Origin of the sequence: Aquimarina sp. MAR_2010_214, from assembly GCF_002846555.1 — a bacterium.
Classification (GTDB): Bacteria; Bacteroidota; Bacteroidia; order Flavobacteriales; family Flavobacteriaceae; genus Aquimarina.
Genome location: NZ_PJMS01000001.1, coordinates 5,769,089 through 5,793,588, shown reverse-complemented (window position 1 = coordinate 5,793,588; position 24,500 = coordinate 5,769,089). Strand labels below are relative to the sequence as shown.

Here is a 24,500-nt window from a genome sequence, read left to right as displayed (position 1 = left end):
CCAGCTACATCACTGTAACTGGTTCTTTACTTTTATTTCTTACTCGTACCCCTCACTCATCATCGCCACTAGCCAGGAGGCATAGCGGGAGCGATTAATGACACGCTAGGAGCAGCGGGGATGCCAAGCCATCTGCAGAAGTTTTAAATCGTATTTGTCAAGCACTAGAAGTATCTCCAGATTATTTAATCAATGGAACTCTTGAAGATAAAGCAAACTTGAATATTACGGATGAAAAGCTACTACTACAGTTCAAAAAGATTGAGAAAATGCCAGATGATAAGAAGAAGCTTTTAATGGAGTTTCTTGATGGTTTTATTTTTAAAACAACGGTACAAGATTTAGCTTCATAACTGCATAAAAAAATCCACAACATTTTACTGCTGTGGATTTTATATCATTCATTTATTACTCGTACCCCTACTCATCATCGCCACTAGCCAAGAGGCATAGCGGTAGCGATCAATTACACGCTAGGAGCAGCCAGGGAATACATTAATAAACAACACATCAAAATCAGATACTATTACGACCACGGTAAAAATCGTCTTTGGAGTACTTCTTTTAGTTCGTATCCTAAAAACAAGTGTAGATTTGTACTATACTTTGGAAGGTCGAAAAATGGATAAATGTAAATAGTTATGATGTTAGCGTTATTTTCAAAGTGCCAGATAAATAACAACTATCCACTCAAAACATACACCATTATTAGGCATAAAACCGCAAAGGATGTCCTATTTGATCCCTATGTCATAAAACTAGGCATAAAGAATAGTAGGACGTAACCATAATCTAGTATGCTTAAAACAAAAAGACTGCCTAAATGCTAGACAGCCTATTTGTTTTAATCACCCCACTTATGAGACGTTAGTCAGAATTTGGAGGGTTTTAATCTATTGTTAATAAGTCTTAGAATACCCCTAAGTTATCTGTTTTTTTTCTACATATGTTCCAAAAACAAAATCTCCAATTCTTTTTTTAAATAGAATCACTAATATTGCTTCAATAGGCCAAATCAATAATGTTATATTTCTTAATACTTTATTAACCATTATAAATCTTGAATTTGGGTTATTGCATTTGAGTTTTATCCCCAAAATATTTTTCCCTATTGAACCATCCTTGTTTACAATATCCTTAAAAAACCAAACTACGAGTATAATATAAAAAATAATATTGTCCAATTCTTTCGTAATAGGCAAAAATCCTATAAGTACGGCTATTAAACCAATAATAAAAAGATCTATCATAAATGCTAGTCCTCTACTTAAATAATAATTTTCCATAATTTTAATTACATTTTTGTCTATGATCTATTATGAACTAAAATACCGTTTGCAAAAAAATTATGATTATCTTTTACTCTAGATATATTATATATTTTTTGCTTTTTATAAATCTGTTTAATTTTAATAATCTTTACTTCTATCATTTTGTTATCCTTACTTAGTTTATAAGAAATATCTCCTTCTTCTAACTTTTCTACAATTACATTATGTCCATCAATAGCTTTTTCACTATTGTAAGAACTCCAACCTTTATTCTTTATATAATAAGGATGAGTTACAGTATTTATATTTTTCGTTCCATCTTCAAACTCTATTTCAACAAATACACTATCTGTTGATGTTTGAGTTAGTAAAACTTCTTTATTTTCTATTTTATATGCTTTTTCGTTATAAGTTTTTAGAGGTCAGTATATAAATACTTAACTTGGAGATCAATAAATATATAGTTTTATGAATGTTTTTAAGGGTCAAAATCTTCTAGAGTTCTCTGATCGGTTCAAAACCGATGAAGATTGCAAGGAATACCTAGCTTCAATGAAGTCAGAAATGGATTATAAGTGTTTGAGATGTAATCATACAGCTTGCCAAGTTCGTAAGGATTTTTCGAGGCAATGTAACATATGTGGTCACATCGAATCGGCTACTGCTAATACACTTTTCCATAAGGTAAAGTTTGGAGTAAGAAAAGCATTTTTTATTTGCTTTGAGATGTCCACGACCACTAAAAGTTTATCTGCAAGCTATATGGGTGTGCGCTATGGCGTAACAGAAAAGACAGCCAGACTTTTTATGTTGAAAGTTAGGGAGGCTATGGGTTCAGGTGGGAATAATCCAATGGATGGTGATGTTCACGTTGACGAATTTGTTTTGGGTGGTAGAGATCAAGGCAAAACAGGCAGAAGCTATGACGGTAAGAAAAAGAAGGCTGTAACAGCGGTTCAGCTTACAGAAGACGGTAAAGTTAAGAGGATGTACGCTATGAAAATAAATGATTTTTCAGCGCAATCACTACAATACATATTTGTTAATCATATTAGCCGAGAGGCTAATGTCACAACTGACCAATGGAGAGGATATAGACCTATTTCAAAGGCATACAATATAACTCAACTACCCAGTAATAGGGGATTGAATTTTAAAGCACTTCATACGATGATACACCAAGTTAAATCTTGGATTAGGACAACCTATTCTTGGGTAAGTGATGAGAATCTCAATAGATATTTTAATGAGTTTTGTTTTAGGATAAACAGATCTCAAAGTAAAGCTACGATCTTCAATAACTTAATAACAAAAATGGTACAAGGAGATAAAATATATCACAAAGAATTAATAAGTAACTAACTACTGACCTCTATAAGTTTTTATTAAATCTTTAGGTTTAATATTTTCTATCTTCTTGGTTTGCCCATTTGCTAACATTATTTTTGTACCTTCTGTAAAGCAAACAGGGACATATGTAGTTCTTTTATTTTTGTTAGAACTTTCTCCTGTGTGATAATTTACTTCAAATCCTATTCTTACCCAAGTATTAATTGTCGCTCCCAAAAGAGTAAACTCTCCATTATTCTCTTTTTTTGAATTTGAATTTTTATCTTTTTCAAAACTTAAATCAAATGGACCAGGAAACGCTCCAGGTGTACTTCCTCCCCTTTGAGTACTTACTGTTATTTCTTCATCTTCATTAAATACTATTTGGCCATTTTCTGTAATGGTTTCTACTCCAGTTCCAAACATAAACCCATATTTAGTTTCTGTTTCTTTTTTCCCTTCTAGTTTAGTTCCTTTTTCTATTTTAATATTATCTGTATTTTTTAGAGATCCTGTAAGTTTATTAGGATCAGAATAAATCAACTTTGTTTCCTTCGAATATGAAATAATGGGAGATTCAATATTGAATCCTGAAGTTTGACTAAATTCTGCACCTGTTAATGAGCTAATTTCTGTATTTGAAGTTCCCCAATCTTTCATTCCAGAAATAGGAACACCTAATACTTCAGCATCTAAACCAACTGTTTTACCCCATCCTAAAGTAAATTTAAACTCAAGTCCTTGTTTAGCTACAGGTTCACTGTTGATTTTATCTGGCACGTTGATAGATGCTCCTTCTAACCCTTCTAATTCAACTTTCCAAACAGGGTTATTATGAGCAAACTGATAATTGGATATCGTAAAATATTCTTCTGAAACCGGATCAATACCAAAAAATCTTCCTGTAGATGGATCTCCATTTCTATATCTAAATGACACCCAATTTATTTCTAAATCCTCTTGGCGTTCTTTACCTAAATAATCATATTGATGATCACTACCTCTAATTAGATCGTTATATCCTTTATGTTCGAGTCCAAAAGGATAGTAGTTCTTCTCTTGCACAATCTCACTTTGAGAGATTGTACCATTCTTATCCGCATCTTTGTATGATAATCTGATATTGCCTAAATGGTCTTTGTATTGATATACATACTTATACCCATCTGCTTCTTTCTCTACATAGCCTTCGGACGTGTTAAAGAACTCTAGTGTACCATTCTTATAGATATAATTACCTGTATAATCAGTTACGCAAAAAATTAAACGGTATACCCTTTTTTCATGCGGTTACCCTGCTATTAAGCAAAAAATAAGAACGTTCTGTCTATCATCTATCTGTCTGCTATGCTAAAGTAATAATTTAGAGTGTACCTACATTACAGCATTCTGTATTTGTTACTACTATTGCCAGCCGCATGATCAAAGCTATGTTACATAATCCTTATTATACCCGCACTTCCTCACGTCAGGGTCTATAACAGGGTTTATATAAAATAGCCACACACAGGCTGCTATCATTGAAGATTTTGACTTCTAACAAGCTATTTTTAGGAGAGATATTATAGTATTATACACATATAATCGTGTCGTAGACCTGATTTCAAGCGTTGTGGGGTCATTCAGTCGCCATTAAGGCTAGTATTTTAATAAAAAGCGGAAGACCTACCACATCAGCCACCGCATTCCTCTTTTTACTAAAATAGTTTTCCGCAACAGTAAGAACGATGATTATTGAAGCTGAAGAGGGCAACGGCTGTAGTTGTTGTGCTTCAGCTTCAATAATTATCATAGTCATCTGGCGATTGAAGATGCCTGCGTGGCGAACGCAGAACAAAGGCGTAGCCGAAGCGTAGTGGAGCAACCGACGCACAAAAAGGAACGTAGTGGTTTTGTGTGCCAGACGATTTTTATGTGTTCTTCTTTATCAGATATAAATTTCAACATAAAAATTGGCTAGGTTGCGACTAAGCGGCGTAGCCCATGTAGTAGCGGTTTTGCTTAATTCAACATACGCCGTTAGGCAACCTTATTGTTTTTAAGCAAAAAAGTAGCTACGAGTGATAGAGGAACAGAGCAAGGCTATTTGTTTGTAGTGGAGACTACCGACCGAAGGTGAGGAAGTTGGAGCGGTATGGAACAAGTGTTTTTTCTGCACTTGTGGAATAACAAAAAATAGCTTGCGGCGTGACGAAGGAACACCTTATTGCAGCTTATGGGCAAAGCCTTTTTCTGGCTAAGCCCATAATAATATTTCGACTGGAAGGAGTCACCTGGCTATTTATCTATGACAACAAAAAACCCGAACGTATCGGTTCGAGCCTGTTAATGATCTGTATGTATTTTTTTAGCTTTTTAATTTTTTTGTAGCTATTAAAATTTATTAAAAGCTTTTAAAGTCTGAGTGCGCTTTATCTTTTTAGCTTTTTAGTTATTTGATTATTTTTTGTAGCCGATTTTGATTTTAGGTCTAGGGTTTTCTTTTTTCTCTTGTAGTTCATCAAGATAGTCAAAGACCAGTTCTATATTTTTACTATGGTTTAGTAACTTCTTTTTGATTTCTTCGATTTCTAGTTTTACACTTAGATTATCGGTTAGCATTTCTCTCATTTTAGAGTATGCCCTCATTATTTGGATATTTACCATAATTGCGCGATCACTATGTAAAACTCCTGATAACATTGCAACTCCTTGTTCTGTAAAAACTTTTGGCATTTTACGAGTTCCACCCCAGTTTGAGGTGCCAAACTGGCTCTTCAAGTTTTCGTATTCTTCTTTGGTTAATTCAAACATAAAATCTTCTGGAAAACGTTTTATATTCCTACCTACAGCTTTATTTAAATTACCTGTCGTTACATCGTAAAGCTCTGATAAATCTCTATCTAACATTACTTTTTGATCTCTGATGATATAAATTTTACTAATTACGGCTTCTTCTGTTATTGTTATTTCCTTACTCATTTTGTGTGCTTATTTCGTTGGCAAAATTACTATTTTTAAAACTTGATATTCCAAATTGGAATATCAAGTTTATTCTTTTTTTTATAACAACTTTGATGCTTCTTTACTTTGTTGTGTTATTACTTCACGCTCTTCTGCTAGGTGACTTGCTATTAATATTTTAGATATCCAGTAGACTGCATCTTTAAATCCTCTATTGTGTTCATAGTTATCGTCTAGCTGACTTAATAAATAGAGATTTTCTAGTAGGGAGTTTTTCATATATAAGAACTCATCAGGTCGCGTTATTGGGATTTTGATACAGTTTTGTTTTGGTTTCATAAGTGTATATTTAAAGATTAGTAATTAATGTAATGGGTGGAACTGGTTGATAGCTTCGTGTAAGCTTTCCAGATTATCTTGTTTGTAGGATTCTGTAGAACTAATATGTCTATGACCTGCCATTTGCTGTACTTTTCTGATATTATACTGCCCTAACCAGTTGACAATAACACTTGCTCTGATATGAGTATTGTTAGTGACTTTTTGATTGTAGGTTTTTAGCTTTTTTAAGATTGGATGTAAGATGGTATTGAACTGTGGGGTGTTTAGAGGGAACAGCTTTTCATCATTTGTACCTATATGATCTTGTAGGATAGGACGTATTTCTTCTATGTATTCCTTGAGTTCTATAATTTGCCAAGGTTTTAACTCTAGTTTTCGCCATGCATTGCGTCGGGTACTTGAGATATAAATTGTTCCCCTACGTAAGTCTACATGTTCTACTTCTAAAGCTTTAAAGTTGTTACTCAATAAACCCTGGTACACTAATAACCCTACAACTATCTTATTACGTTTTGCTGTGGCTTTGTAATAAAAATTATCCTTCCATATCTTATCAGTTTCATAACTGTAAAACAGATCTTCTAATTCATCACTGGTAAGCAAGTTATGGAACACTTTTTTACGCTCTCCTCTCACCTTTAGACCCTCTGCAATATTATCTGTTCGATACCCTTGTTCTATCAGATACGTACAATAATGTTTGATTGCCCAGATATGTCTATTGATGGTTTCGGGTTTGTTGGTAGTTTTTAGGTGATTGATGTAGTTGAGTAATTGTTTGTAGGTTAAATGCTCTGGTTTGGTACGTTTGGTTTTGCACCATTGTTTGAACTTATCAATATTGTAAAGATTCGTTTTGATGGTTCGCTCACTATGTTGTAGTTCTTCTAAGTATGTGTAATAATCTTTCATAATGATTCAAGTAAGTGTGTGTATATCTGTGTAGATTTTAAAGAGCTATGCCCTAAAAACTGTTGTATGTCTTCGATCTTCATGCCTTGTTGTAATAAATGTGTTGCGATACTATGCCGTAAACAATGTGGAGTAATATGTTTCTCTCTTAAGATTTCATCATCTACAAGGGTTAGTAAATGTTGTAACCTTCTGCCCATATCCTGACCGTGCATACGATTTCCGTATTTATTGATAAATAGGGCTTCTGTAGCATGACTACCAGTATACATGGGTCGTGCTTCATAGATATAATCTTCTAGGATTCGTATGTTGTGTTTATTGATCGGTACGTAGCGTTCTTTATAATTTTTTCCTTGTCTGACAAACACACGCCCTGCATCAAAAAGGATGTCACCTATATCAAGACTTACGGCTTCTTTTCTACGTAAACCGCAACTGTATAATATAACAAGGATGGCTTTATCACGTAATCGGGTACGCTGATACTTACTGCTGTAACTGGTCACTGCAAAGAGTTGTTTGATCTCTGATTGAGTAAGGATATCTTTTATGGCACTTTCTTTCTTTTCTAGTCGAAGATGTATTTTAAAGGTTTTTGCACCATGCTTTTTTAGGTATTCCCTAAACTTTCTAAGTGCATTTTGATGTTTGTTAAGATAGGCTTTGCTTAATCCTGCGCCAGTACGTTGATTACTGCGCTGTCCTAAATATTTATAATACGCTTTTACGGTATCGATAGTGATCTGGTCTAACTGTTGGATATCATGGGTTTCTAACCAGTGGAAGAACTCCCGCATAAAGATTGGGGTATAATATACTGTCCTGTCATTATAACCTAAGATATCTAACCATTGTTCAAAATCAGACAATAGTATCTTGTAGCTATCGTTTTGTAGCTTTAATTTTTTCATACGGTATGTGTTTTTTAAAGGTTTGTGGCGAGAAGCACTTAATTAACTGACTTTCTTTATTTTAACTTCGCCACTTGGGGTATGGCGATTTGGTGGCGAACTGGCGGCATCGAGTCGATCCAGACAAGTATTTAATGCATTGTCTATCTGGGTTTTAAGATTTGTGTATTCGTCGATATCTATAATTTCAAAGCAATAGCTTTTGGTCTTAGCTTTCTTTATCCGTTTTATATAGCCTTCTTCTAGTAATTGTGTATTGTATCTGCGTAGCGTGGTTTCTTTTACTCGTAGGTTTCTTCGTATTTCAGTATTACTAAAAGTGGTTTGATTATTTTGTTTTAAATACCTTTTGAGACGTTCTAAGTGGTTTCGTACTGCTCCTGTTATGGTATCACTTTTGCGCAAGAGTACTTCGTTGATAATATCGTTTGCTTCTTGTATATCTTGGGTAGTAGTTTCTATATATTCTTCACCGGTTTGTTCATCATATTTACGCTCCCGTTGATACTGTTTGTAAAAGGTAAGGGCTTCTATAAATTGTAAATAGTGGCTATTGGTTCTCCTTGGCTTAAATACAGATTCGGGTAACTCTAGATATTCTGCATATGGATTAATGACTTTTATAGGTTTTAAGATTCTTTGTACATCTCGTAAAAATCTAGCAGATATGAACTCATCATCCTTGTTTATTTTGCCCGCGGAGGCTCTCCGCTGATAGTGCATGATTTTTTTATCTTGCTCGCTAGATTCATCGATATAAAGTAAAAAACTACGATTGCTGTTATCTTCGTAAATACTTTCTTGTGTAGTACAACCTGCAACACTTACAGGGCCTTCTACGGTTAGGTGTATTGTTTTGGTATTACCTTTTCTGTCTTTATGAACTACCGTTTTGGTAATCTTCTTTTTAGATTGTAGCTCCCGTAATGGGTAAAGTACAGATTCTGCACCGTCTAAATCCTCGATTAAGATTAACTTATGTTGTAATTCTGTTCTATTAAAATAGTAAAAGGCGTTGGCAGATAATACCGTGATTTCTATTTTATCTTCTTCGGGTATAAGTTCTGCTACTTTAGATTGTAGATGTGTTTTACCAACTCCCGAACTACCAAGACTAATACAATGTAATGGGTTTGATGTTTTACGACTGGTAAAGATTAGATACATTAATAATCGATTGGTTTCTTCCCCGATCACACCAGATTTACCGATGAGTTCATTTGTGTTTTTTAGTAAGTCTTTGTCTTTTAAAAATGCCTCTGCGGCTCGCAGCTCTTTACTGGATAATGATTTGGTTGCAGGAACTTCCTGCTCTTTATCAATCTGATCAATACGGTATTGTTCTAATGCTGCTGTTAATTCTTGTAATGTTATACGTACCACACTTGTACCAATTTCTATACGTTCTGCTACTTTTCTTACCAATCGCTCTATTGTATTATCATTATACAGATCAATACTATGTCGTAGTACATTATTATTCTCAGGTTTTTGTATGCTTAATGTAACACGCATACGTTCTAGGTTGTTGAACTTGATACCACCTAGAATATGGATTTCTAACTCTTTTGTAAAATAACTGTAGTTGTTTGGATTAGTAATATCTAACATTGTTGAAAAATATTTTAATAGTCATATTTGACTACAAATATATACAATTTGTTTATTTAAAAATATACACTTTGACTATTATTTTTAACTCTGTTATATTTTATGTTCATAATTATCTACATTTGTATAACATTTTTGATGTTTTATCTATTAATATTTACACTTATGTCATTTGGCGATAATTTAAAGAGAATACGTGCTGAGAAGGATATATCACAAGGTGATCTTGCTAAGATGATAGATGTACACGCTACACATATATCAAGATATGAGCGTAATTTAACATCACCAACCATCGATGTAGCTAAAAAGATTGCTGATGCTTTAGAAGTGTCTACAGATTCACTTATTTATGGTTCTGATGAGCAAATTGTAAATAATAAACTTAATGATGAGGAACTACTACAATTATTTCACAAAGTACAGTTATTAAATAATGAAGATATTACTAGTGTAAAAGCAATGCTTAAAGCTTTCGTATTTCAAAAAGATATACAAAAACAACTTACATAACAAAACTCATAGTTTTAATAAACTTTATATTTAACTTCTTTTATTACTATATATAATTACCATGCATTTTTAACATCAAAAATGTAGTGCTATTTCATAATAGACTACAAAACAGTTTATTACAATAATATTTTAATGCTTTTTTAAACCCTGTTTTTGACCAAATTACATTTTTGACCTTAAAAATGTAGTCTTTATATGCTGCATAAAACATAAAAAGCCACAACATTTCTACACGTTGTGACTTTCTTTACTTTATTAATGTACGCTAAGTCAGGAGACTTTACGGAACTGGGCTTTATTATAAATTTATTCTATTAGATATTTTTCCATTTTCCATTTTATAAATCCATTTATCTGCTTGATAATCTCTGATATCATCATAATTAGTTGTAATAAGGGTATCGGCAATAGAATGTAGTACTTCCCTATTATAGAATTTGTTAGCAATAGACTTTTTATCAAAGACTATTATAGGATATTTATTTTTATAAGTAAAAAATCCCTTTGGGTACGTTGCTAAAAAAACATCTTCATCCTTGTCTTCTGTAGCTCGAGGTTCTAATTCAAAAGTATGTAATTGAGGAAATAAAGTTATTGTAAATAAAGTGTCATTTTTTACCTTTTCAAAGTATATATGATAAGAAGGATGAGAAAAACCTTTTGCATAATATTTCTTCAAACCTTCTCCGTACGTTATTTCTATTGGTTTATATTCAATATACTTATCAATGACTTTAGCTAATTCTTCGTCAATCAAATTATTTTTCTCATCTTTCCTATCATTTGAATTACATCCAATAATTACTATGGGTAATACAAAACAAGATATTATATACCATTTCATATTTAAAATTTTATTTTTTGATTATTTCTCTTTCTTACTGTTGACCCAATGAGAAAATCCTCTCTTGGCAGTAATAATCTAGTGGTATTTTGAGTACTAGGAAAGTATATTAAATAAGGTTTATTTGCACCGTATCTTCTTAGAAAGTTTGTAGAAACAGATGTGTCTCCTCCTAAACTTTCATTTCTCTCACTATTTGTTAATTGATTAGGATGTGAATGAAGTAATCCCAAAGGACTCCCTATTTTTGAGTTTCGAATTCCTGGTGATAAATGTCTCTCGTGATAAGTTCCTATTTGATAGTTAGTACCTAAACCTTGATAATTAATTTTACCGACACTCCATTCTACATTTGAGTTATCTGCTGCAAACTTAAAAACTTTAAAAACATCGTTTTTATTCTTTTCATCTGTAACAGCAATACTCACGCTTCTTTCTTTAGTTATCCCATAATCATCATATTGTTCAGTAGTCATATTGTTTGCCAGATCAGAAACTATACTACTGCCATCTGATTCCTTACCTACTGTAACCGAGCCTTTACTTTCATCTTTAACCGTTTCTCCGTTTTCATTAGTTGTTGTTGCATAAAGAGTATCTGTATTGTCATCTGTTTTTTGAAGTAGAGAGATATTCCCTTGCTGATCAATTCCATAATCATCTAACAATCCACTTGGATCAATCCTTAAAATAGGATTATTTTGAACAAAATTATAAGGCGTTAACCAATTTCTTTCTTCTGCTAGTGGATCGGTAGAAGTAAACCTACCAATTGCGGGATCATATTGCCTAAAATCCATTTCATATAAGTTAAGTCCTAAATCTTCATTAAGCTCAACTCCCTGAAATTTATATGGATGTTCATTACTTCCTGTAATTAGTGAATTAGGATGATCTGCACCATATTCTATTTCTAATCCAAAAGGATAGTAATCCTGTATTTGGATAATTTCGTGAAGGTTGTCATTATCTCCATCAATATCTATGTTATTTCGCACAACATCAATTTTGCCATCATTGTCGCGGTCTTTGTAGGATAGTCTTATGTTCCCTAAGTGGTCTTTAAACTGATAGACATATTTATATCCATCAGCTTCTTTCTCTACATAACCTTCTGGGTGGTTAAAGAACTCTAATACACCATTCTTATACACATAATTACCTGTATAATCAGTTACGCAAAAAATTAAACGGTATACCCTTTTTTCATGCGGTTACCCTGCTATTAAGCAAAAAATAAGAACGTTCTGTCTATCATCTATCTGTCTGCTATGCTAAAGTAATAATTTAGAGTGTACCTACATTACAGCATTCTGTATTTGTTACTACTATTGCCAGCCGCATGATCAAAGCTATGTTACATAATCCTTATTATACCCGCACTTCCTCACGTCAGGGTCTATAACAGGGTTTATATAAAATAGCCACACACAGGCTGCTATCATTGAAGATTTTGACTTCTAACAAGCTATTTTTAGGAGAGATATTATAGTATTATACACATATAATCGTGTCGTAGACCTGATTTCAAGCGTTGTGGGGTCATTCAGTCGCCATTAAGGCTAGTATTTTAATAAAAAGCGGAAGACCTACCACATCAGCCACCGCATTCCTCTTTTTACTAAAATAGTTTTCCGCAACAGTAAGAACGATGATTATTGAAGCTGAAGAGGGCAACGGCTGTAGTTGTTGTGCTTCAGCTTCAATAATTATCATAGTCATCTGGCGATTGAAGATGCCTGCGTGGCGAACGCAGAACAAAGGCGTAGCCGAAGCGTAGTGGAGCAACCGACGCACAAAAAGGAACGTAGTGGTTTTGTGTGCCAGACGATTTTTATGTGTTCTTCTTTATCAGATATAAATTTCAACATAAAAATTGGCTAGGTTGCGACTAAGCGGCGTAGCCCATGTAGTAGCGGTTTTGCTTAATTCAACATACGCCGTTAGGCAACCTTATTGTTTTTAAGCAAAAAAGTAGCTACGAGTGATAGAGGAACAGAGCAAGGCTATTTGTTTGTAGTGGAGACTACCGACCGAAGGTGAGGAAGTTGGAGCGGTATGGAACAAGTGTTTTTTCTGCACTTGTGGAATAACAAAAAATAGCTTGCGGCGTGACGAAGGAACACCTTATTGCAGCTTATGGGCAAAGCCTTTTTCTGGCTAAGCCCATAATAATATTTCGACTGGAAGGAGTCACCTGGCTATTTATCTATGACAACAAAAAACCCGAACGTATCGGTTCGAGCCTGTTAATGATCTGTATGTATTTTTTTAGCTTTTTAATTTTTTTGTAGCTATTAAAATTTATTAAAAGCTTTTAAAGTCTGAGTGCGCTTTATCTTTTTAGCTTTTTAGTTATTTGATTATTTTTTGTAGCCGATTTTGATTTTAGGTCTAGGGTTTTCTTTTTTCTCTTGTAGTTCATCAAGATAGTCAAAGACCAGTTCTATATTTTTACTATGGTTTAGTAACTTCTTTTTGATTTCTTCGATTTCTAGTTTTACACTTAGATTATCGGTTAGCATTTCTCTCATTTTAGAGTATGCCCTCATTATTTGGATATTTACCATAATTGCGCGATCACTATGTAAAACTCCTGATAACATTGCAACTCCTTGTTCTGTAAAAACTTTTGGCATTTTACGAGTTCCACCCCAGTTTGAGGTGCCAAACTGGCTCTTCAAGTTTTCGTATTCTTCTTTGGTTAATTCAAACATAAAATCTTCTGGAAAACGTTTTATATTCCTACCTACAGCTTTATTTAAATTACCTGTCGTTACATCGTAAAGCTCTGATAAATCTCTATCTAACATTACTTTTTGATCTCTGATGATATAAATTTTACTAATTACGGCTTCTTCTGTTATTGTTATTTCCTTACTCATTTTGTGTGCTTATTTCGTTGGCAAAATTACTATTTTTAAAACTTGATATTCCAAATTGGAATATCAAGTTTATTCTTTTTTTTATAACAACTTTGATGCTTCTTTACTTTGTTGTGTTATTACTTCACGCTCTTCTGCTAGGTGACTTGCTATTAATATTTTAGATATCCAGTAGACTGCATCTTTAAATCCTCTATTGTGTTCATAGTTATCGTCTAGCTGACTTAATAAATAGAGATTTTCTAGTAGGGAGTTTTTCATATATAAGAACTCATCAGGTCGCGTTATTGGGATTTTGATACAGTTTTGTTTTGGTTTCATAAGTGTATATTTAAAGATTAGTAATTAATGTAATGGGTGGAACTGGTTGATAGCTTCGTGTAAGCTTTCCAGATTATCTTGTTTGTAGGATTCTGTAGAACTAATATGTCTATGACCTGCCATTTGCTGTACTTTTCTGATATTATACTGCCCTAACCAGTTGACAATAACACTTGCTCTGATATGAGTATTGTTAGTGACTTTTTGATTGTAGGTTTTTAGCTTTTTTAAGATTGGATGTAAGATGGTATTGAACTGTGGGGTGTTTAGAGGGAACAGCTTTTCATCATTTGTACCTATATGATCTTGTAGGATAGGACGTATTTCTTCTATGTATTCCTTGAGTTCTATAATTTGCCAAGGTTTTAACTCTAGTTTTCGCCATGCATTGCGTCGGGTACTTGAGATATAAATTGTTCCCCTACGTAAGTCTACATGTTCTACTTCTAAAGCTTTAAAGTTGTTACTCAATAAACCCTGGTACACTAATAACCCTACAACTATCTTATTACGTTTTGCTGTGGCTTTGTAATAAAAATTATCCTTCCATATCTTATCAGTTTCATAACTGTAAAACAGATCTTCTAATTCATCACTGGTAAGCAAGTTATGGAACACTTTTTTACGCTCTCCTCTCACCTTTAGACCCTCTGCAATATTATCTGTTCGATACCCTTGTTCTATCAGATACGTACAATAATGTTTGATTGCCCAGATATGTCTATTGATGGTTTCGGGTTTGTTGGTAGTTTTTAGGTGATTGATGTAGTTGAGTAATTGTTTGTAGGTTAAATGCTCTGGTTTGGTACGTTTGGTTTTGCACCATTGTTTGAACTTATCAATATTGTAAAGATTCGTTTTGATGGTTCGCTCACTATGTTGTAGTTCTTCTAAGTATGTGTAATAATCTTTCATAATGATTCAAGTAAGTGTGTGTATATCTGTGTAGATTTTAAAGAGCTATGCCCTAAAAACTGTTGTATGTCTTCGATCTTCATGCCTTGTTGTAATAAATGTGTTGCGATACTATGCCGTAAACAATGTGGAGTAATATGTTTCTCTCTTAAGATTTCATCATCTACAAGGGTTAGTAAATGTTGTAACCTTCTGCCCATATCCTGACCGTGCATACGATTTCCGTATTTATTGATAAATAGGGCTTCTGTAGCATGACTACCAGTATACATGGGTCGTGCTTCATAGATATAATCTTCTAGGATTCGTATGTTGTGTTTATTGATCGGTACGTAGCGTTCTTTATAATTTTTTCCTTGTCTGACAAACACACGCCCTGCATCAAAAAGGATGTCACCTATATCAAGACTTACGGCTTCTTTTCTACGTAAACCGCAACTGTATAATATAACAAGGATGGCTTTATCACGTAATCGGGTACGCTGATACTTACTGCTGTAACTGGTCACTGCAAAGAGTTGTTTGATCTCTGATTGAGTAAGGATATCTTTTATGGCACTTTCTTTCTTTTCTAGTCGAAGATGTATTTTAAAGGTTTTTGCACCATGCTTTTTTAGGTATTCCCTAAACTTTCTAAGTGCATTTTGATGTTTGTTAAGATAGGCTTTGCTTAATCCTGCGCCAGTACGTTGATTACTGCGCTGTCCTAAATATTTATAATACGCTTTTACGGTATCGATAGTGATCTGGTCTAACTGTTGGATATCATGGGTTTCTAACCAGTGGAAGAACTCCCGCATAAAGATTGGGGTATAATATACTGTCCTGTCATTATAACCTAAGATATCTAACCATTGTTCAAAATCAGACAATAGTATCTTGTAGCTATCGTTTTGTAGCTTTAATTTTTTCATACGGTATGTGTTTTTTAAAGGTTTGTGGCGAGAAGCACTTAATTAACTGACTTTCTTTATTTTAACTTCGCCACTTGGGGTATGGCGATTTGGTGGCGAACTGGCGGCATCGAGTCGATCCAGACAAGTATTTAATGCATTGTCTATCTGGGTTTTAAGATTTGTGTATTCGTCGATATCTATAATTTCAAAGCAATAGCTTTTGGTCTTAGCTTTCTTTATCCGTTTTATATAGCCTTCTTCTAGTAATTGTGTATTGTATCTGCGTAGCGTGGTTTCTTTTACTCGTAGGTTTCTTCGTATTTCAGTATTACTAAAAGTGGTTTGATTATTTTGTTTTAAATACCTTTTGAGACGTTCTAAGTGGTTTCGTACTGCTCCTGTTATGGTATCACTTTTGCGCAAGAGTACTTCGTTGATAATATCGTTTGCTTCTTGTATATCTTGGGTAGTAGTTTCTATATATTCTTCACCGGTTTGTTCATCATATTTACGCTCCCGTTGATACTGTTTGTAAAAGGTAAGGGCTTCTATAAATTGTAAATAGTGGCTATTGGTTCTCCTTGGCTTAAATACAGATTCGGGTAACTCTAGATATTCTGCATATGGATTAATGACTTTTATAGGTTTTAAGATTCTTTGTACATCTCGTAAAAATCTAGCAGATATGAACTCATCATCCTTGTTTATTTTGCCCGCGGAGGCTCTCCGCTGATAGTGCATGATTTTTTTATCTTGCTCGCTAGATTCATCGATATAAAGTAAAAAACTACGATTGCTGTTATCTTCGTAAATACTTTCTTGTGTAGTACAACCTGCAACACTTACAGGGCCTTCTACGGTTAGGTGTATTGTTTTGGTATTACCTTTTCTGTCTTTATGAACTACCGTTTTGGTAATCTTCTTTTTAGATTGTAGCTCCCGTAATGGGTAAAGTACAGATTCTGCACCGTCTAAATCCTCGATTAAGATTAACTTATGTTGTAATTCTGTTCTATTAAAATAGTAAAAGGCGTTGGCAGATAATACCGTGATTTCTATTTTATCTTCTTCGGGTATAAGTTCTGCTACTTTAGATTGTAGATGTGTTTTACCAACTCCCGAACTACCAAGACTAATACAATGTAATGGGTTTGATGTTTTACGACTGGTAAAGATTAGATACATTAATAATCGATTGGTTTCTTCCCCGATCACACCAGATTTACCGATGAGTTCATTTGTGTTTTTTAGTAAGTCTTTGTCTTTTAAAAATGCCTCTGCGGCTCGCAGCTCTTTACTGGATAATGATTTGGTTGCAGGAACTTCCTGCTCTTTATCAATCTGATCAATACGGTATTGTTCTAATGCTGCTGTTAATTCTTGTAATGTTATACGTACCACACTTGTACCAATTTCTATACGTTCTGCTACTTTTCTTACCAATCGCTCTATTGTATTATCATTATACAGATCAATACTATGTCGTAGTACATTATTATTCTCAGGTTTTTGTATGCTTAATGTAACACGCATACGTTCTAGGTTGTTGAACTTGATACCACCTAGAATATGGATTTCTAACTCTTTTGTAAAATAACTGTAGTTGTTTGGATTAGTAATATCTAACATTGTTGAAAAATATTTTAATAGTCATATTTGACTACAAATATATACAATTTGTTTATTTAAAAATATACACTTTGACTATTATTTTTAACTCTGTTATATTTTATGTTCATAATTATCTACATTTGTATAACATTTTTGATGTTTTATCTATTAATATTTACACTTATGTCATTTGGCGATAATTTAAAGAGAATACGTGCTGAGAAGGATATATCACAAGGTGATCTTGCTAAGATGATAGATGTACACGCTACACATATATCAAGATATGAGCGTAATTTAACATCACCAACCATCGATGTAGCTAAAAAGATTGCTGATGCTTTAGAAGTGTCTACAGATTCACTTATTTATGGTTCTGATGAGCAAATTGTAAATAATAAACTTAATGATGAGGAACTACTACAATTATTTCACAAAGTACAGTTATTAAATAATGAAGATATTACTAGTGTAAAAGCAATGCTTAAAGCTTTCGTATTTCAAAAAGATATACAAAAACAACTTACATAACAAAACTCATAGTTTTAATAAACTTTATATTTAACTTCTTTTATTACTATATATAATTACCATGCATTTTTAACATCAAAAATGTAGTGCTATTTCATAATAGACTACAAAACAGTTTATTACAATAATATTTTAATGCTTTTTTAAACCCTGTTTTTGACCAAATTACATTTTTGACCTTAAAAATGTAGTCTTTATATGCTGCATAAAACATAAAAAGCCACAACATTTCTACACGTTGTGACTTTCTTTACTTTATTAATGTACGCTAAGTCAGGAGACTTTACGGAACTGGGCTTTATTATAAATTTATTCTATTAGATATTTTTCCATTTTCCATTTTATAAATCCATTTATCTGCTTGATAATCTCTGATATCATCATAATTAGTTGTAATAAGGGTATCGGCAATAGAATGTAGTACTTCCCTATTATAGAATTTGTTAGCAATAGACTTTTTATCAAAGACTATTATAGGATATTTATTTTTATAAGTAAAAAATCCCTTTGGGTACGTTGCTAAAAAAACATCTTCATCCTTGTCTTCTGTAGCTCGAGGTTCTAATTCAAAAGTATGTAATTGAGGAAATAAAGTTATTGTAAATAAAGTGTCATTTTTTACCTTTTCAAAGTATATATGATAAGAAGGATGAGAAAAACCTTTTGCATAATATTTCTTCAAACCTTCTCCGTACGTTATTTCTATTGGTTTATATTCAATATACTTATCAATGACTTTAGCTAATTCTTCGTCAATCAAATTATTTTTCTCATCTTTCCTATCATTTGAATTACATCCAATAATTACTATGGGTAATACAAAACAAGATATTATATACCATTTCATATTTAAAATTTTATTTTTTGATTATTTCTCTTTCTTACTGTTGACCCAATGAGAAAATCCTCTCTTGGCAGTAATAATCTAGTGGTATTTTGAGTACTAGGAAAGTATATTAAATAAGGTTTATTTGCACCGTATCTTCTTAGAAAGTTTGTAGAAACAGATGTGTCTCCTCCTAAACTTTCATTTCTCTCACTATTTGTTAATTGATTAGGATGTGAATGAAGTAATCCCAAAGGACTCCCTATTTTTGAGTTTCGAATTCCTGGTGATAAATGTCTCTCGTGATAAGTTCCTATTTGATAGTTAGTACCTAAACCTTGATAATTAATTTTACCGACACTCCATTCTACATTTGAGTTATCTGCTGCAAACTTAAAAACTTTAAAAACATCGTTTTTATTCTTTTCATCTGTAACAGCAATACTCACGCTTCTTTCTTTAGTTATCCCATAATCATCATATTGTTCAGTAGTCATATTGTTTGCCAGATCAGAAACTATACTACTGCCATCTGATTCCTTACCTACTGTAACCGAGCCTTTACTTTCATCTTTAACCGTTTCTCCGTTTTCATTAGTTGTTGTTGCATAAAGAGTATCTGTATTGTCATCTGTTTTTTGAAGTAGAGAGATATTCCCTTGCTGATCAATTCCATAATCATCTAACAATCCACTTGGATCAATCCTTAAAATAGGATTATTTTGAACAAAATTATAAGGCGTTAACCAATTTCTTTCTTCTGCTAGTGGATCGGTAGAAGTAAACCTACCAATTGCGGGATCATATTGCCTAAAATCCATTTCATATAAGTTAAGTCCTAAATCTTCATTAAGCTCAACTCCCTGAAATTTATATGGATGTTCATTACTTCCTGTAATTAGTGAATTAGGATGATCTGCACCATATTCTATTTCTAATCCAAAAGGATAGTAATCCTGTATTTGGATAATTTCGTGAAGGTTGTCATTATCTCCATCAATATCTATGTTATTTCGCACAACATCAATTTTGCCATCATTGTCGCGGTCTTTGTAGGATAGTCTTATGTTCCCTAAATGGTCACCATTTACGCCCAAAAATAAATTTTGCGGTCACATTTTTCCCAGACACCTGTTAAAACTGCTAAAAAAAAGAACGTCCTACCTGTCATATATCTGTCTGCTATGCTAAAGTAATAATTTAGAGTATACCTACATTACAGCATTCTGTATTTGTTACTACTATTGCCAGCGAACGTCACCAAAGCTATCTTTACATAATCCTTATTATACCCGCACTTCCCTTTAGTCAGGGTCTATAACAGGGTTTATATAAAATAGCCGCGCACCGACTACTACACTTAAAGATTTTGACTTCTAACAAGCTATTTTTAGGAGAGATATTATAGTATTATACACATATAATCGTGTCGTAGACGTGATTCTAAGCATTGTGGGGTCATTCAATCGCCATTAAGGCTAGTATTTTAATAAAAAGCGGAAGACCTACTACATCAGCCACCGCATTCCACTTTTTCTTAAAATATTTTCCGTTTGAGTAAGATCGATTGATCTTGAAGCTGAAGTGCGCAAAGGCTGTAAGTGTAGTGCTTCAGCTTCAAGATTGATCATAGCTATCTGGCGATTGAAGATGCCTGCGTGGCGAACGCAGAAGACAAAGGCGTAGCCAAAGCGTAGTGGAGCAACCGACACACAAAAAGGAACGTAGTGGTTTTGTGTGCCAGACGATTTTTATGTGTTCTTCTTTATCAGATATTAACTTCCACATAAATAATCGGCTAGGTTGCGACTAAGCGGCGTAGCCCATGAAGTAGCGGTTTTGCTTAATTTAGTATTTAGCGATAGCGTACCTTATTGTTTTTAAGCAAAAAAGTAGCTACGGGTGATGGAGGAAGGAGTCCCGCGAAGACCAGTAATAATTGCTGACGACCGAAGGCGAGGAAGTGATTATGGTGCGATAGCAACTGGCGAAGCAGGGAACGAGTGACGAAGGAACACCTTATAACAGCTTATGGGCAAAGACTTTTTTGTCTGCGCCCATAATAATATGCCGACCGTAGGGAGTCACTTGATTATTATACTACTCGTAAGATAAAAGTAAGATTTGTGATAACCAATAAATACTATCTTCATGGTTTTTTTCTGATATGGCTAATTGATGTATTGCTGCGGCTAAGGAACTTTGTAAATAATTTAATTCCTCTTTGTCGGTAATGATAAGTTCTATTTTCATAAGGATGGGTTTTGTAATTTAATGTATTGGATGGAACTGGTTGATTGCTTCGTGCAAGCTTTCCAGATTGTTTTGTTTATAGGATTCTGTAGAACCGATGTGTTTATGTCCTGCCAGATATTGAACTTTACGGATATTGTATTGGCCTAACCAATTACAGATTACAGAGGCTCGTAATTGATTTACATTAATGACTTTATGATTGATCTTTTTTAATCTTTTTAAGATTCCTATTCGTAGCATATCATTAAAGCACTTTTGTGGGATTAATAATTCTTGATTGTGCAGATCGTTGTTTTTGGCTATTTGTGGTCGGATTTGGTCTAGATATTCGATAAAATCAATGATTTGCCAAGGTTTTAATTCTATTTCTCTGGCATTGCTCCTACGGGTTGCAGGAACATAGATTTTACCTTTTTTTAATTGTACATCTTCTAAGTTTAGGCTTTTTAGATGGGTAGCATTTAAACCTTGATATACGATTAGCCCAACAATAATTTTATTACGTTTTGCTGCATATTTAGCAAAGCCGTTAGCGTTCCTGTTAAACTTCTCGGTTTCATAACTGTAGTATAGATCTTCTAGTTCGTCTGGCTCTAAAAGATTGTGCAACATCTTTTTTACAGTACCTTTTACAGATACATCTTCTAATGGGTTTTCGCTTCGCTCTGCTCGCTCTATCAGGTAATCAAAGTAATTTCTAATCGTTACCAGGTGATTATTGATTGTTTGGGGTTTGATCTTTTTTTGTTGTAGGTATTTGATGTATTTCATACAGGTTTTATAATCGATCTCGCTTGCTGTAACCCTTCGCTTTTTAAGCCATCCCGTAAATTCTGTAATACGTTTTAGATAATGTACTATTGTGGTCTTACTATAATTTTCTTGGTGTAAATACTCTCGATATTCCATTAGTTTTCTTTTAAAATATGTGTATAGATTTGTGTTGATTCCAGACTGCTATGTCCTAAAAACTGTTGTATATCCTCGATCTTCATGCCTGCTTGTAAAAAGTGGGTAGCAATACTGTGACGTAAGGCGTGTGGCGTAATATTTCTTTCGAGTAGTATCCTATCTTCTGTAGCTTTTATAATCTGTTTTAAATCGTTTTCTAAAGTAGCTCCACTCATTTTGATACTATGTTCGGTAATAAAAACATAGTTGCTCTCACTTGACTTTTTAAAGTTCATCCGTGTATCGTACACATAATCTTCTAGTATTTGTAGGTTGTATAAATTGATGGGTATAAAGCGTTCTTTATAGTTTTTACCTTTTCTGACGTAGATTCGTTCTTTATCAAAAAGGATATCTGATATTTCTATGTTCAACACTTCATTTCTTCGCATACCACAACTGTACAAACAGACTAATACTGCTTTTTGTCTTGCCCTAAATCTTGGTAATGGATTGCTGTAATTCGTTGCCATAAACAAGTCTTTGATTTCTTCTTGCGATACTATATTTAGCTTTTCTGCTATAGTTTCCTTTTCCCTTTTGATGGGTAGATTAAAGGGTTTTGCATTGTGCTTTTTTAAGTATTCCCTAAACTTGTGTAAGGATTGCAGGTGATTATTAAGATAGATATTGCTTAGTCCGCCACCTCTTGTCTTATTGGGTCGTTGTTTTAAATGGTTGTAGTAATTCCTGATATGATGATCTTGTATATAATCAATATGAGTAATATCGTTTTGTTCTAACCAGTAGAAGAACTCACAGAGTTGTGCAGGATAGTTCTTTTGCATCGCATCACTATAACCCAATATGTCCAACCATTCGCTAAAATTGGTCAATAGAGTTCTATAGCCAGCATTTTGTAGCTTACTTTTTTTCATAGGGTATGTGTTTTTTGTGATTTTGTAGCGAGTAGCAGTTAATTAACTGGCTTTCTTACTTTTGGATTCGCAACTAGGTGACTTGCGGGTTGGTTGCGGGGTTGCGAGTTCTATCTGTAGTATGCAACTCTTTAAAGCATTGTCAATATTGGATTTGAGCCAATCATACTCCTTCATATCGGTGATTTCAAAACAATAACTTTTAGTCTTTTTATGCCTCATTCTTTTTATATACCCTTCTTCCTGTAGTTGTTTGTGATAGCCTCGTAATGTACTTTCTTTAAGATGTAGCTGCTTTCGGATTTCGGCATTAGTAAATGTTGTCTGGTTATTTTCTTTTAAATAAGTTTTAAGCTTTTCTAAATGATTTCTGGCTGCTCCTGTGATGGTATCACTTTTATGTAATAATACTTCTTTGATCAGTTCGTTAGCTTGTTCTATATCTTGGATTGTGGTTTCTATATATTCTTCCCCCGTTTCCTCGTCATATTTTTTCTGCCTCTGCCACTGGCAGTAAAAGGTAACGGCTTCTATAAATTGTAAATAATGGCTGTTGGTTCTTCTTGGTTTAAAAACTGAGGATGGTAAACTCAAGTATTCTGCATACGGATTACGAACTGATACCGAGTTTAAGGTTCTTTGTACATCACGTAAAAATCTGGCTGCTGTACATTCTTCTTTTACATTTCGTTTGCCTGCACTTAACAACCGCTGGTAATCCATAATCTTTTTATCTTGTTCTTCCGATTCGTCGATATAGAGTAAAAAACTCCTGTTGCTGTTGTCTTCGTAGATACTTTCTTGTGTAGTACAACCTGCAATACTTACAGGACCTTCTACGACTAAATGGATTGTCTTGCTCTCGCCACGCGAGTCTTTATGGACTACCGTTTTGGTAATTCGTTTTTTAGATTGTAATTCACGTAGTGGATAAAGTACTGATTCTGCACCATCTAAATCCTCGATTAAAATCAATTTGTATTGTAATTCTGTTCTATTAAAATAGTAAAACGCATTAGCTGATAATACAGTGATTTCTATTTTATCTTCATCGGGGATCAGTTCTGCTACTTTAGATTGCAAGTGTGTTTTACCAACTCCCGAACTACCAAGACTGATACAATGCAATGGATTATTAGTTTTTCTACTCGTAAAAATTAAGTACATTAACAATCGGTTGGTTTCTTCTCCGATTACTCCAGATTTACCAATCAGTTCATTTGTCTTTTTAAGCAGATCTTTAGATTTCAAAAACTTTACAGCTGCTTGTTCTTCTTTCTCACTAAGTTCTTTTACCTGTATTTCGTTTGCTTTATTGGCTGCCTCCAGTTCATCAATTCTATAGTGTTCTAGTGCTGATGTGAGTTCTTGCAAGGTTTTACGGGCAATACTCGTACCGATTTCGATACGTTCGGCAATCTTTCGTACAAATTTCTCTACCATGTTATCATTGTATAAATCGATACTGTGACGTAATACATTAATGCTTTTTGGTTTCTGTACGCTCATAGTGACTCGCATACGGTCTAAATTATTGAGTTTGATCCCACCTAAGATGTGGATTTCTAAGTGTTTTGTGATGTAGCTGTAGTTGTGTGGATTGTGTGTTTTTAGCATTGTTTAAAAATATTTAATTGTCAAGGGTTCTTGACAAATGTACAATATTCTTTTCAATCTAATGTCAATCAATCATTTCTTATGTCAAAATATTTTGACTAAATTTGCCTATAATCGTTACAAACACTTGA

Annotated in this window: 27 protein-coding genes and 1 pseudogene; 4 read left to right on the top strand and 24 right to left on the bottom strand. The window is 33.6% G+C overall.

The annotated features are described in order from the left end of the window. Nucleotides 1-218: 218 nt before the first annotated feature. Nucleotides 219-353 carry a hypothetical protein gene (locus ATE84_RS26760; RefSeq protein WP_255412046.1) on the top strand — a complete coding sequence of 45 codons (135 nt, stop codon included), beginning with the start codon at nucleotides 219-221 and terminating at the stop codon, nucleotides 351-353. Between the two features lie 567 nt (nucleotides 354-920). On the opposite strand, the gene ATE84_RS25020 is transcribed toward ATE84_RS26760, so the two are convergent. The 3 genes and pseudogenes from ATE84_RS25020 to ATE84_RS26845 all read right to left on the bottom strand — a co-directional run. Then, entirely contained in the window at nucleotides 921-1,286 is a 366-nt protein-coding gene (locus tag ATE84_RS25020; protein WP_101450498.1) for a hypothetical protein, read from the bottom strand. 20 nt (nucleotides 1,287-1,306) lie between these two features. Continuing rightward, nucleotides 1,307-1,432, bottom strand: a complete 126-nt coding sequence (locus ATE84_RS26850) for a hypothetical protein (protein WP_369828559.1) — start codon at nucleotides 1,430-1,432, stop codon at nucleotides 1,307-1,309. 27 nt (nucleotides 1,433-1,459) lie between these two features. Continuing rightward, a pseudogene (locus ATE84_RS26845) lies at nucleotides 1,460-1,663 on the bottom strand (hypothetical protein); the annotation flags it as partial. 76 nt (nucleotides 1,664-1,739) lie between these two features. On the opposite strand from ATE84_RS26845, the gene ATE84_RS25010 reads away from it, so the two are divergent. Then, on the top strand, nucleotides 1,740-2,633 hold the full coding sequence (locus ATE84_RS25010; RefSeq protein WP_101447696.1) for an IS1595 family transposase: 894 nt from the start codon (nucleotides 1,740-1,742) through the stop codon (nucleotides 2,631-2,633). Here the strand turns inward: ATE84_RS25010 and ATE84_RS25005 are convergent, their stop codons facing one another. The 7 genes from ATE84_RS25005 to ATE84_RS24980 form a co-directional block, all read right to left on the bottom strand. Next, nucleotides 2,634-3,665, bottom strand: a complete 1,032-nt coding sequence (locus tag ATE84_RS25005) for an RHS repeat domain-containing protein (protein WP_158237335.1) — start codon at nucleotides 3,663-3,665, stop codon at nucleotides 2,634-2,636. 553 nt (nucleotides 3,666-4,218) lie between these two features. Beyond that, a complete protein-coding gene (locus tag ATE84_RS26415; RefSeq protein WP_158237334.1) occupies nucleotides 4,219-4,392 on the bottom strand; it encodes a hypothetical protein in 174 nt (57 codons plus the stop codon). A gap of 647 nt (nucleotides 4,393-5,039) precedes the next feature. Next, nucleotides 5,040-5,561, bottom strand: coding sequence for an ORF6N domain-containing protein (locus ATE84_RS25000; RefSeq protein WP_101450495.1), 522 nt, complete (start codon nucleotides 5,559-5,561; stop codon nucleotides 5,040-5,042). Nucleotides 5,562-5,642: 81 nt separating this feature from the next. After that, nucleotides 5,643-5,822 carry a hypothetical protein gene (locus ATE84_RS24995; protein ID WP_101450494.1) on the bottom strand — a complete coding sequence of 60 codons (180 nt, stop codon included), beginning with the start codon at nucleotides 5,820-5,822 and terminating at the stop codon, nucleotides 5,643-5,645. Nucleotides 5,823-5,906: 84 nt separating this feature from the next. Further along, a complete protein-coding gene (locus ATE84_RS24990) occupies nucleotides 5,907-6,797 on the bottom strand; it encodes a tyrosine-type recombinase/integrase (protein ID WP_101450493.1) in 891 nt (296 codons plus the stop codon). Next, the gene (locus tag ATE84_RS24985; protein WP_101450492.1) at nucleotides 6,794-7,711 is read right to left on the bottom strand and encodes a tyrosine-type recombinase/integrase; all 918 of its coding nucleotides are present in this window, start codon (nucleotides 7,709-7,711) and stop codon (nucleotides 6,794-6,796) included. Before ATE84_RS24985 ends, ATE84_RS24990 begins: the two co-directional genes overlap by 4 nt. A gap of 42 nt (nucleotides 7,712-7,753) precedes the next feature. Continuing rightward, nucleotides 7,754-9,322, bottom strand: a complete 1,569-nt coding sequence (locus ATE84_RS24980) for a hypothetical protein (protein WP_101450491.1) — start codon at nucleotides 9,320-9,322, stop codon at nucleotides 7,754-7,756. Between the two features lie 165 nt (nucleotides 9,323-9,487). Between ATE84_RS24980 and ATE84_RS24975 the strand changes: the two genes are divergently transcribed. Further along, nucleotides 9,488-9,835: a helix-turn-helix domain-containing protein gene (locus ATE84_RS24975; RefSeq protein WP_158237333.1), complete on the top strand. Its 348-nt coding sequence runs from the start codon at nucleotides 9,488-9,490 to the stop codon at nucleotides 9,833-9,835. A 301-nt stretch (nucleotides 9,836-10,136) separates the two neighbouring features. Here ATE84_RS24975 and ATE84_RS24970 read toward each other — a convergent pair whose 3' ends face one another. From ATE84_RS24970 to ATE84_RS24940, 8 genes are all read right to left on the bottom strand, one after another. Further along, complete coding sequence (locus ATE84_RS24970) at nucleotides 10,137-10,682, bottom strand: hypothetical protein (protein WP_101450489.1); 546 nt, start codon at nucleotides 10,680-10,682, stop codon at nucleotides 10,137-10,139. Nucleotides 10,683-10,684: 2 nt separating this feature from the next. After that, nucleotides 10,685-11,836, bottom strand: coding sequence for an RHS repeat-associated core domain-containing protein (locus ATE84_RS24965; RefSeq protein ID WP_101450496.1), 1,152 nt, complete (start codon nucleotides 11,834-11,836; stop codon nucleotides 10,685-10,687). A 388-nt stretch (nucleotides 11,837-12,224) separates the two neighbouring features. Beyond that, entirely contained in the window at nucleotides 12,225-12,398 is a 174-nt protein-coding gene (locus tag ATE84_RS26410) for a hypothetical protein (RefSeq protein WP_158237334.1), read from the bottom strand. A gap of 647 nt (nucleotides 12,399-13,045) precedes the next feature. Continuing rightward, a complete protein-coding gene (locus tag ATE84_RS24960; protein WP_101450495.1) occupies nucleotides 13,046-13,567 on the bottom strand; it encodes an ORF6N domain-containing protein in 522 nt (173 codons plus the stop codon). Between the two features lie 81 nt (nucleotides 13,568-13,648). After that, a complete protein-coding gene (locus ATE84_RS24955; protein WP_101450494.1) occupies nucleotides 13,649-13,828 on the bottom strand; it encodes a hypothetical protein in 180 nt (59 codons plus the stop codon). 84 nt (nucleotides 13,829-13,912) lie between these two features. Beyond that, complete coding sequence (locus ATE84_RS24950) at nucleotides 13,913-14,803, bottom strand: tyrosine-type recombinase/integrase (protein WP_101450493.1); 891 nt, start codon at nucleotides 14,801-14,803, stop codon at nucleotides 13,913-13,915. Further along, nucleotides 14,800-15,717, bottom strand: coding sequence for a tyrosine-type recombinase/integrase (locus tag ATE84_RS24945; RefSeq protein ID WP_101450492.1), 918 nt, complete (start codon nucleotides 15,715-15,717; stop codon nucleotides 14,800-14,802). The genes ATE84_RS24950 and ATE84_RS24945 overlap by 4 nt, the downstream gene beginning before the upstream one ends. 42 nt (nucleotides 15,718-15,759) lie before the next feature. Continuing rightward, nucleotides 15,760-17,328 (bottom strand): hypothetical protein, encoded by a 1,569-nt coding sequence (locus tag ATE84_RS24940; RefSeq protein ID WP_101450491.1) that lies wholly within the window; start codon nucleotides 17,326-17,328, stop codon nucleotides 15,760-15,762. Between the two features lie 165 nt (nucleotides 17,329-17,493). On the opposite strand from ATE84_RS24940, the gene ATE84_RS24935 reads away from it, so the two are divergent. Next, nucleotides 17,494-17,841 carry a helix-turn-helix domain-containing protein gene (locus ATE84_RS24935; RefSeq protein ID WP_158237333.1) on the top strand — a complete coding sequence of 116 codons (348 nt, stop codon included), beginning with the start codon at nucleotides 17,494-17,496 and terminating at the stop codon, nucleotides 17,839-17,841. Nucleotides 17,842-18,142: 301 nt separating this feature from the next. Here the strand turns inward: ATE84_RS24935 and ATE84_RS24930 are convergent, their stop codons facing one another. From ATE84_RS24930 to ATE84_RS24910, 6 genes are all read right to left on the bottom strand, one after another. Then, a complete protein-coding gene (locus ATE84_RS24930) occupies nucleotides 18,143-18,688 on the bottom strand; it encodes a hypothetical protein (RefSeq protein WP_101450489.1) in 546 nt (181 codons plus the stop codon). A 2-nt stretch (nucleotides 18,689-18,690) separates the two neighbouring features. After that, nucleotides 18,691-19,764, bottom strand: coding sequence for an RHS repeat-associated core domain-containing protein (locus ATE84_RS24925; protein WP_101450488.1), 1,074 nt, complete (start codon nucleotides 19,762-19,764; stop codon nucleotides 18,691-18,693). A gap of 1,003 nt (nucleotides 19,765-20,767) precedes the next feature. Further along, nucleotides 20,768-20,920 (bottom strand): hypothetical protein, encoded by a 153-nt coding sequence (locus ATE84_RS26405; protein ID WP_158237254.1) that lies wholly within the window; start codon nucleotides 20,918-20,920, stop codon nucleotides 20,768-20,770. A gap of 18 nt (nucleotides 20,921-20,938) precedes the next feature. Continuing rightward, on the bottom strand, nucleotides 20,939-21,832 hold the full coding sequence (locus ATE84_RS24920) for a site-specific integrase (protein WP_101448435.1): 894 nt from the start codon (nucleotides 21,830-21,832) through the stop codon (nucleotides 20,939-20,941). Further along, nucleotides 21,832-22,752 carry a tyrosine-type recombinase/integrase gene (locus ATE84_RS24915; protein WP_101448434.1) on the bottom strand — a complete coding sequence of 307 codons (921 nt, stop codon included), beginning with the start codon at nucleotides 22,750-22,752 and terminating at the stop codon, nucleotides 21,832-21,834. The genes ATE84_RS24920 and ATE84_RS24915 overlap by 1 nt, the downstream gene beginning before the upstream one ends. A gap of 42 nt (nucleotides 22,753-22,794) precedes the next feature. Next, nucleotides 22,795-24,369: a hypothetical protein gene (locus ATE84_RS24910; protein ID WP_101448433.1), complete on the bottom strand. Its 1,575-nt coding sequence runs from the start codon at nucleotides 24,367-24,369 to the stop codon at nucleotides 22,795-22,797. Nucleotides 24,370-24,500 lie beyond the last annotated feature (131 nt).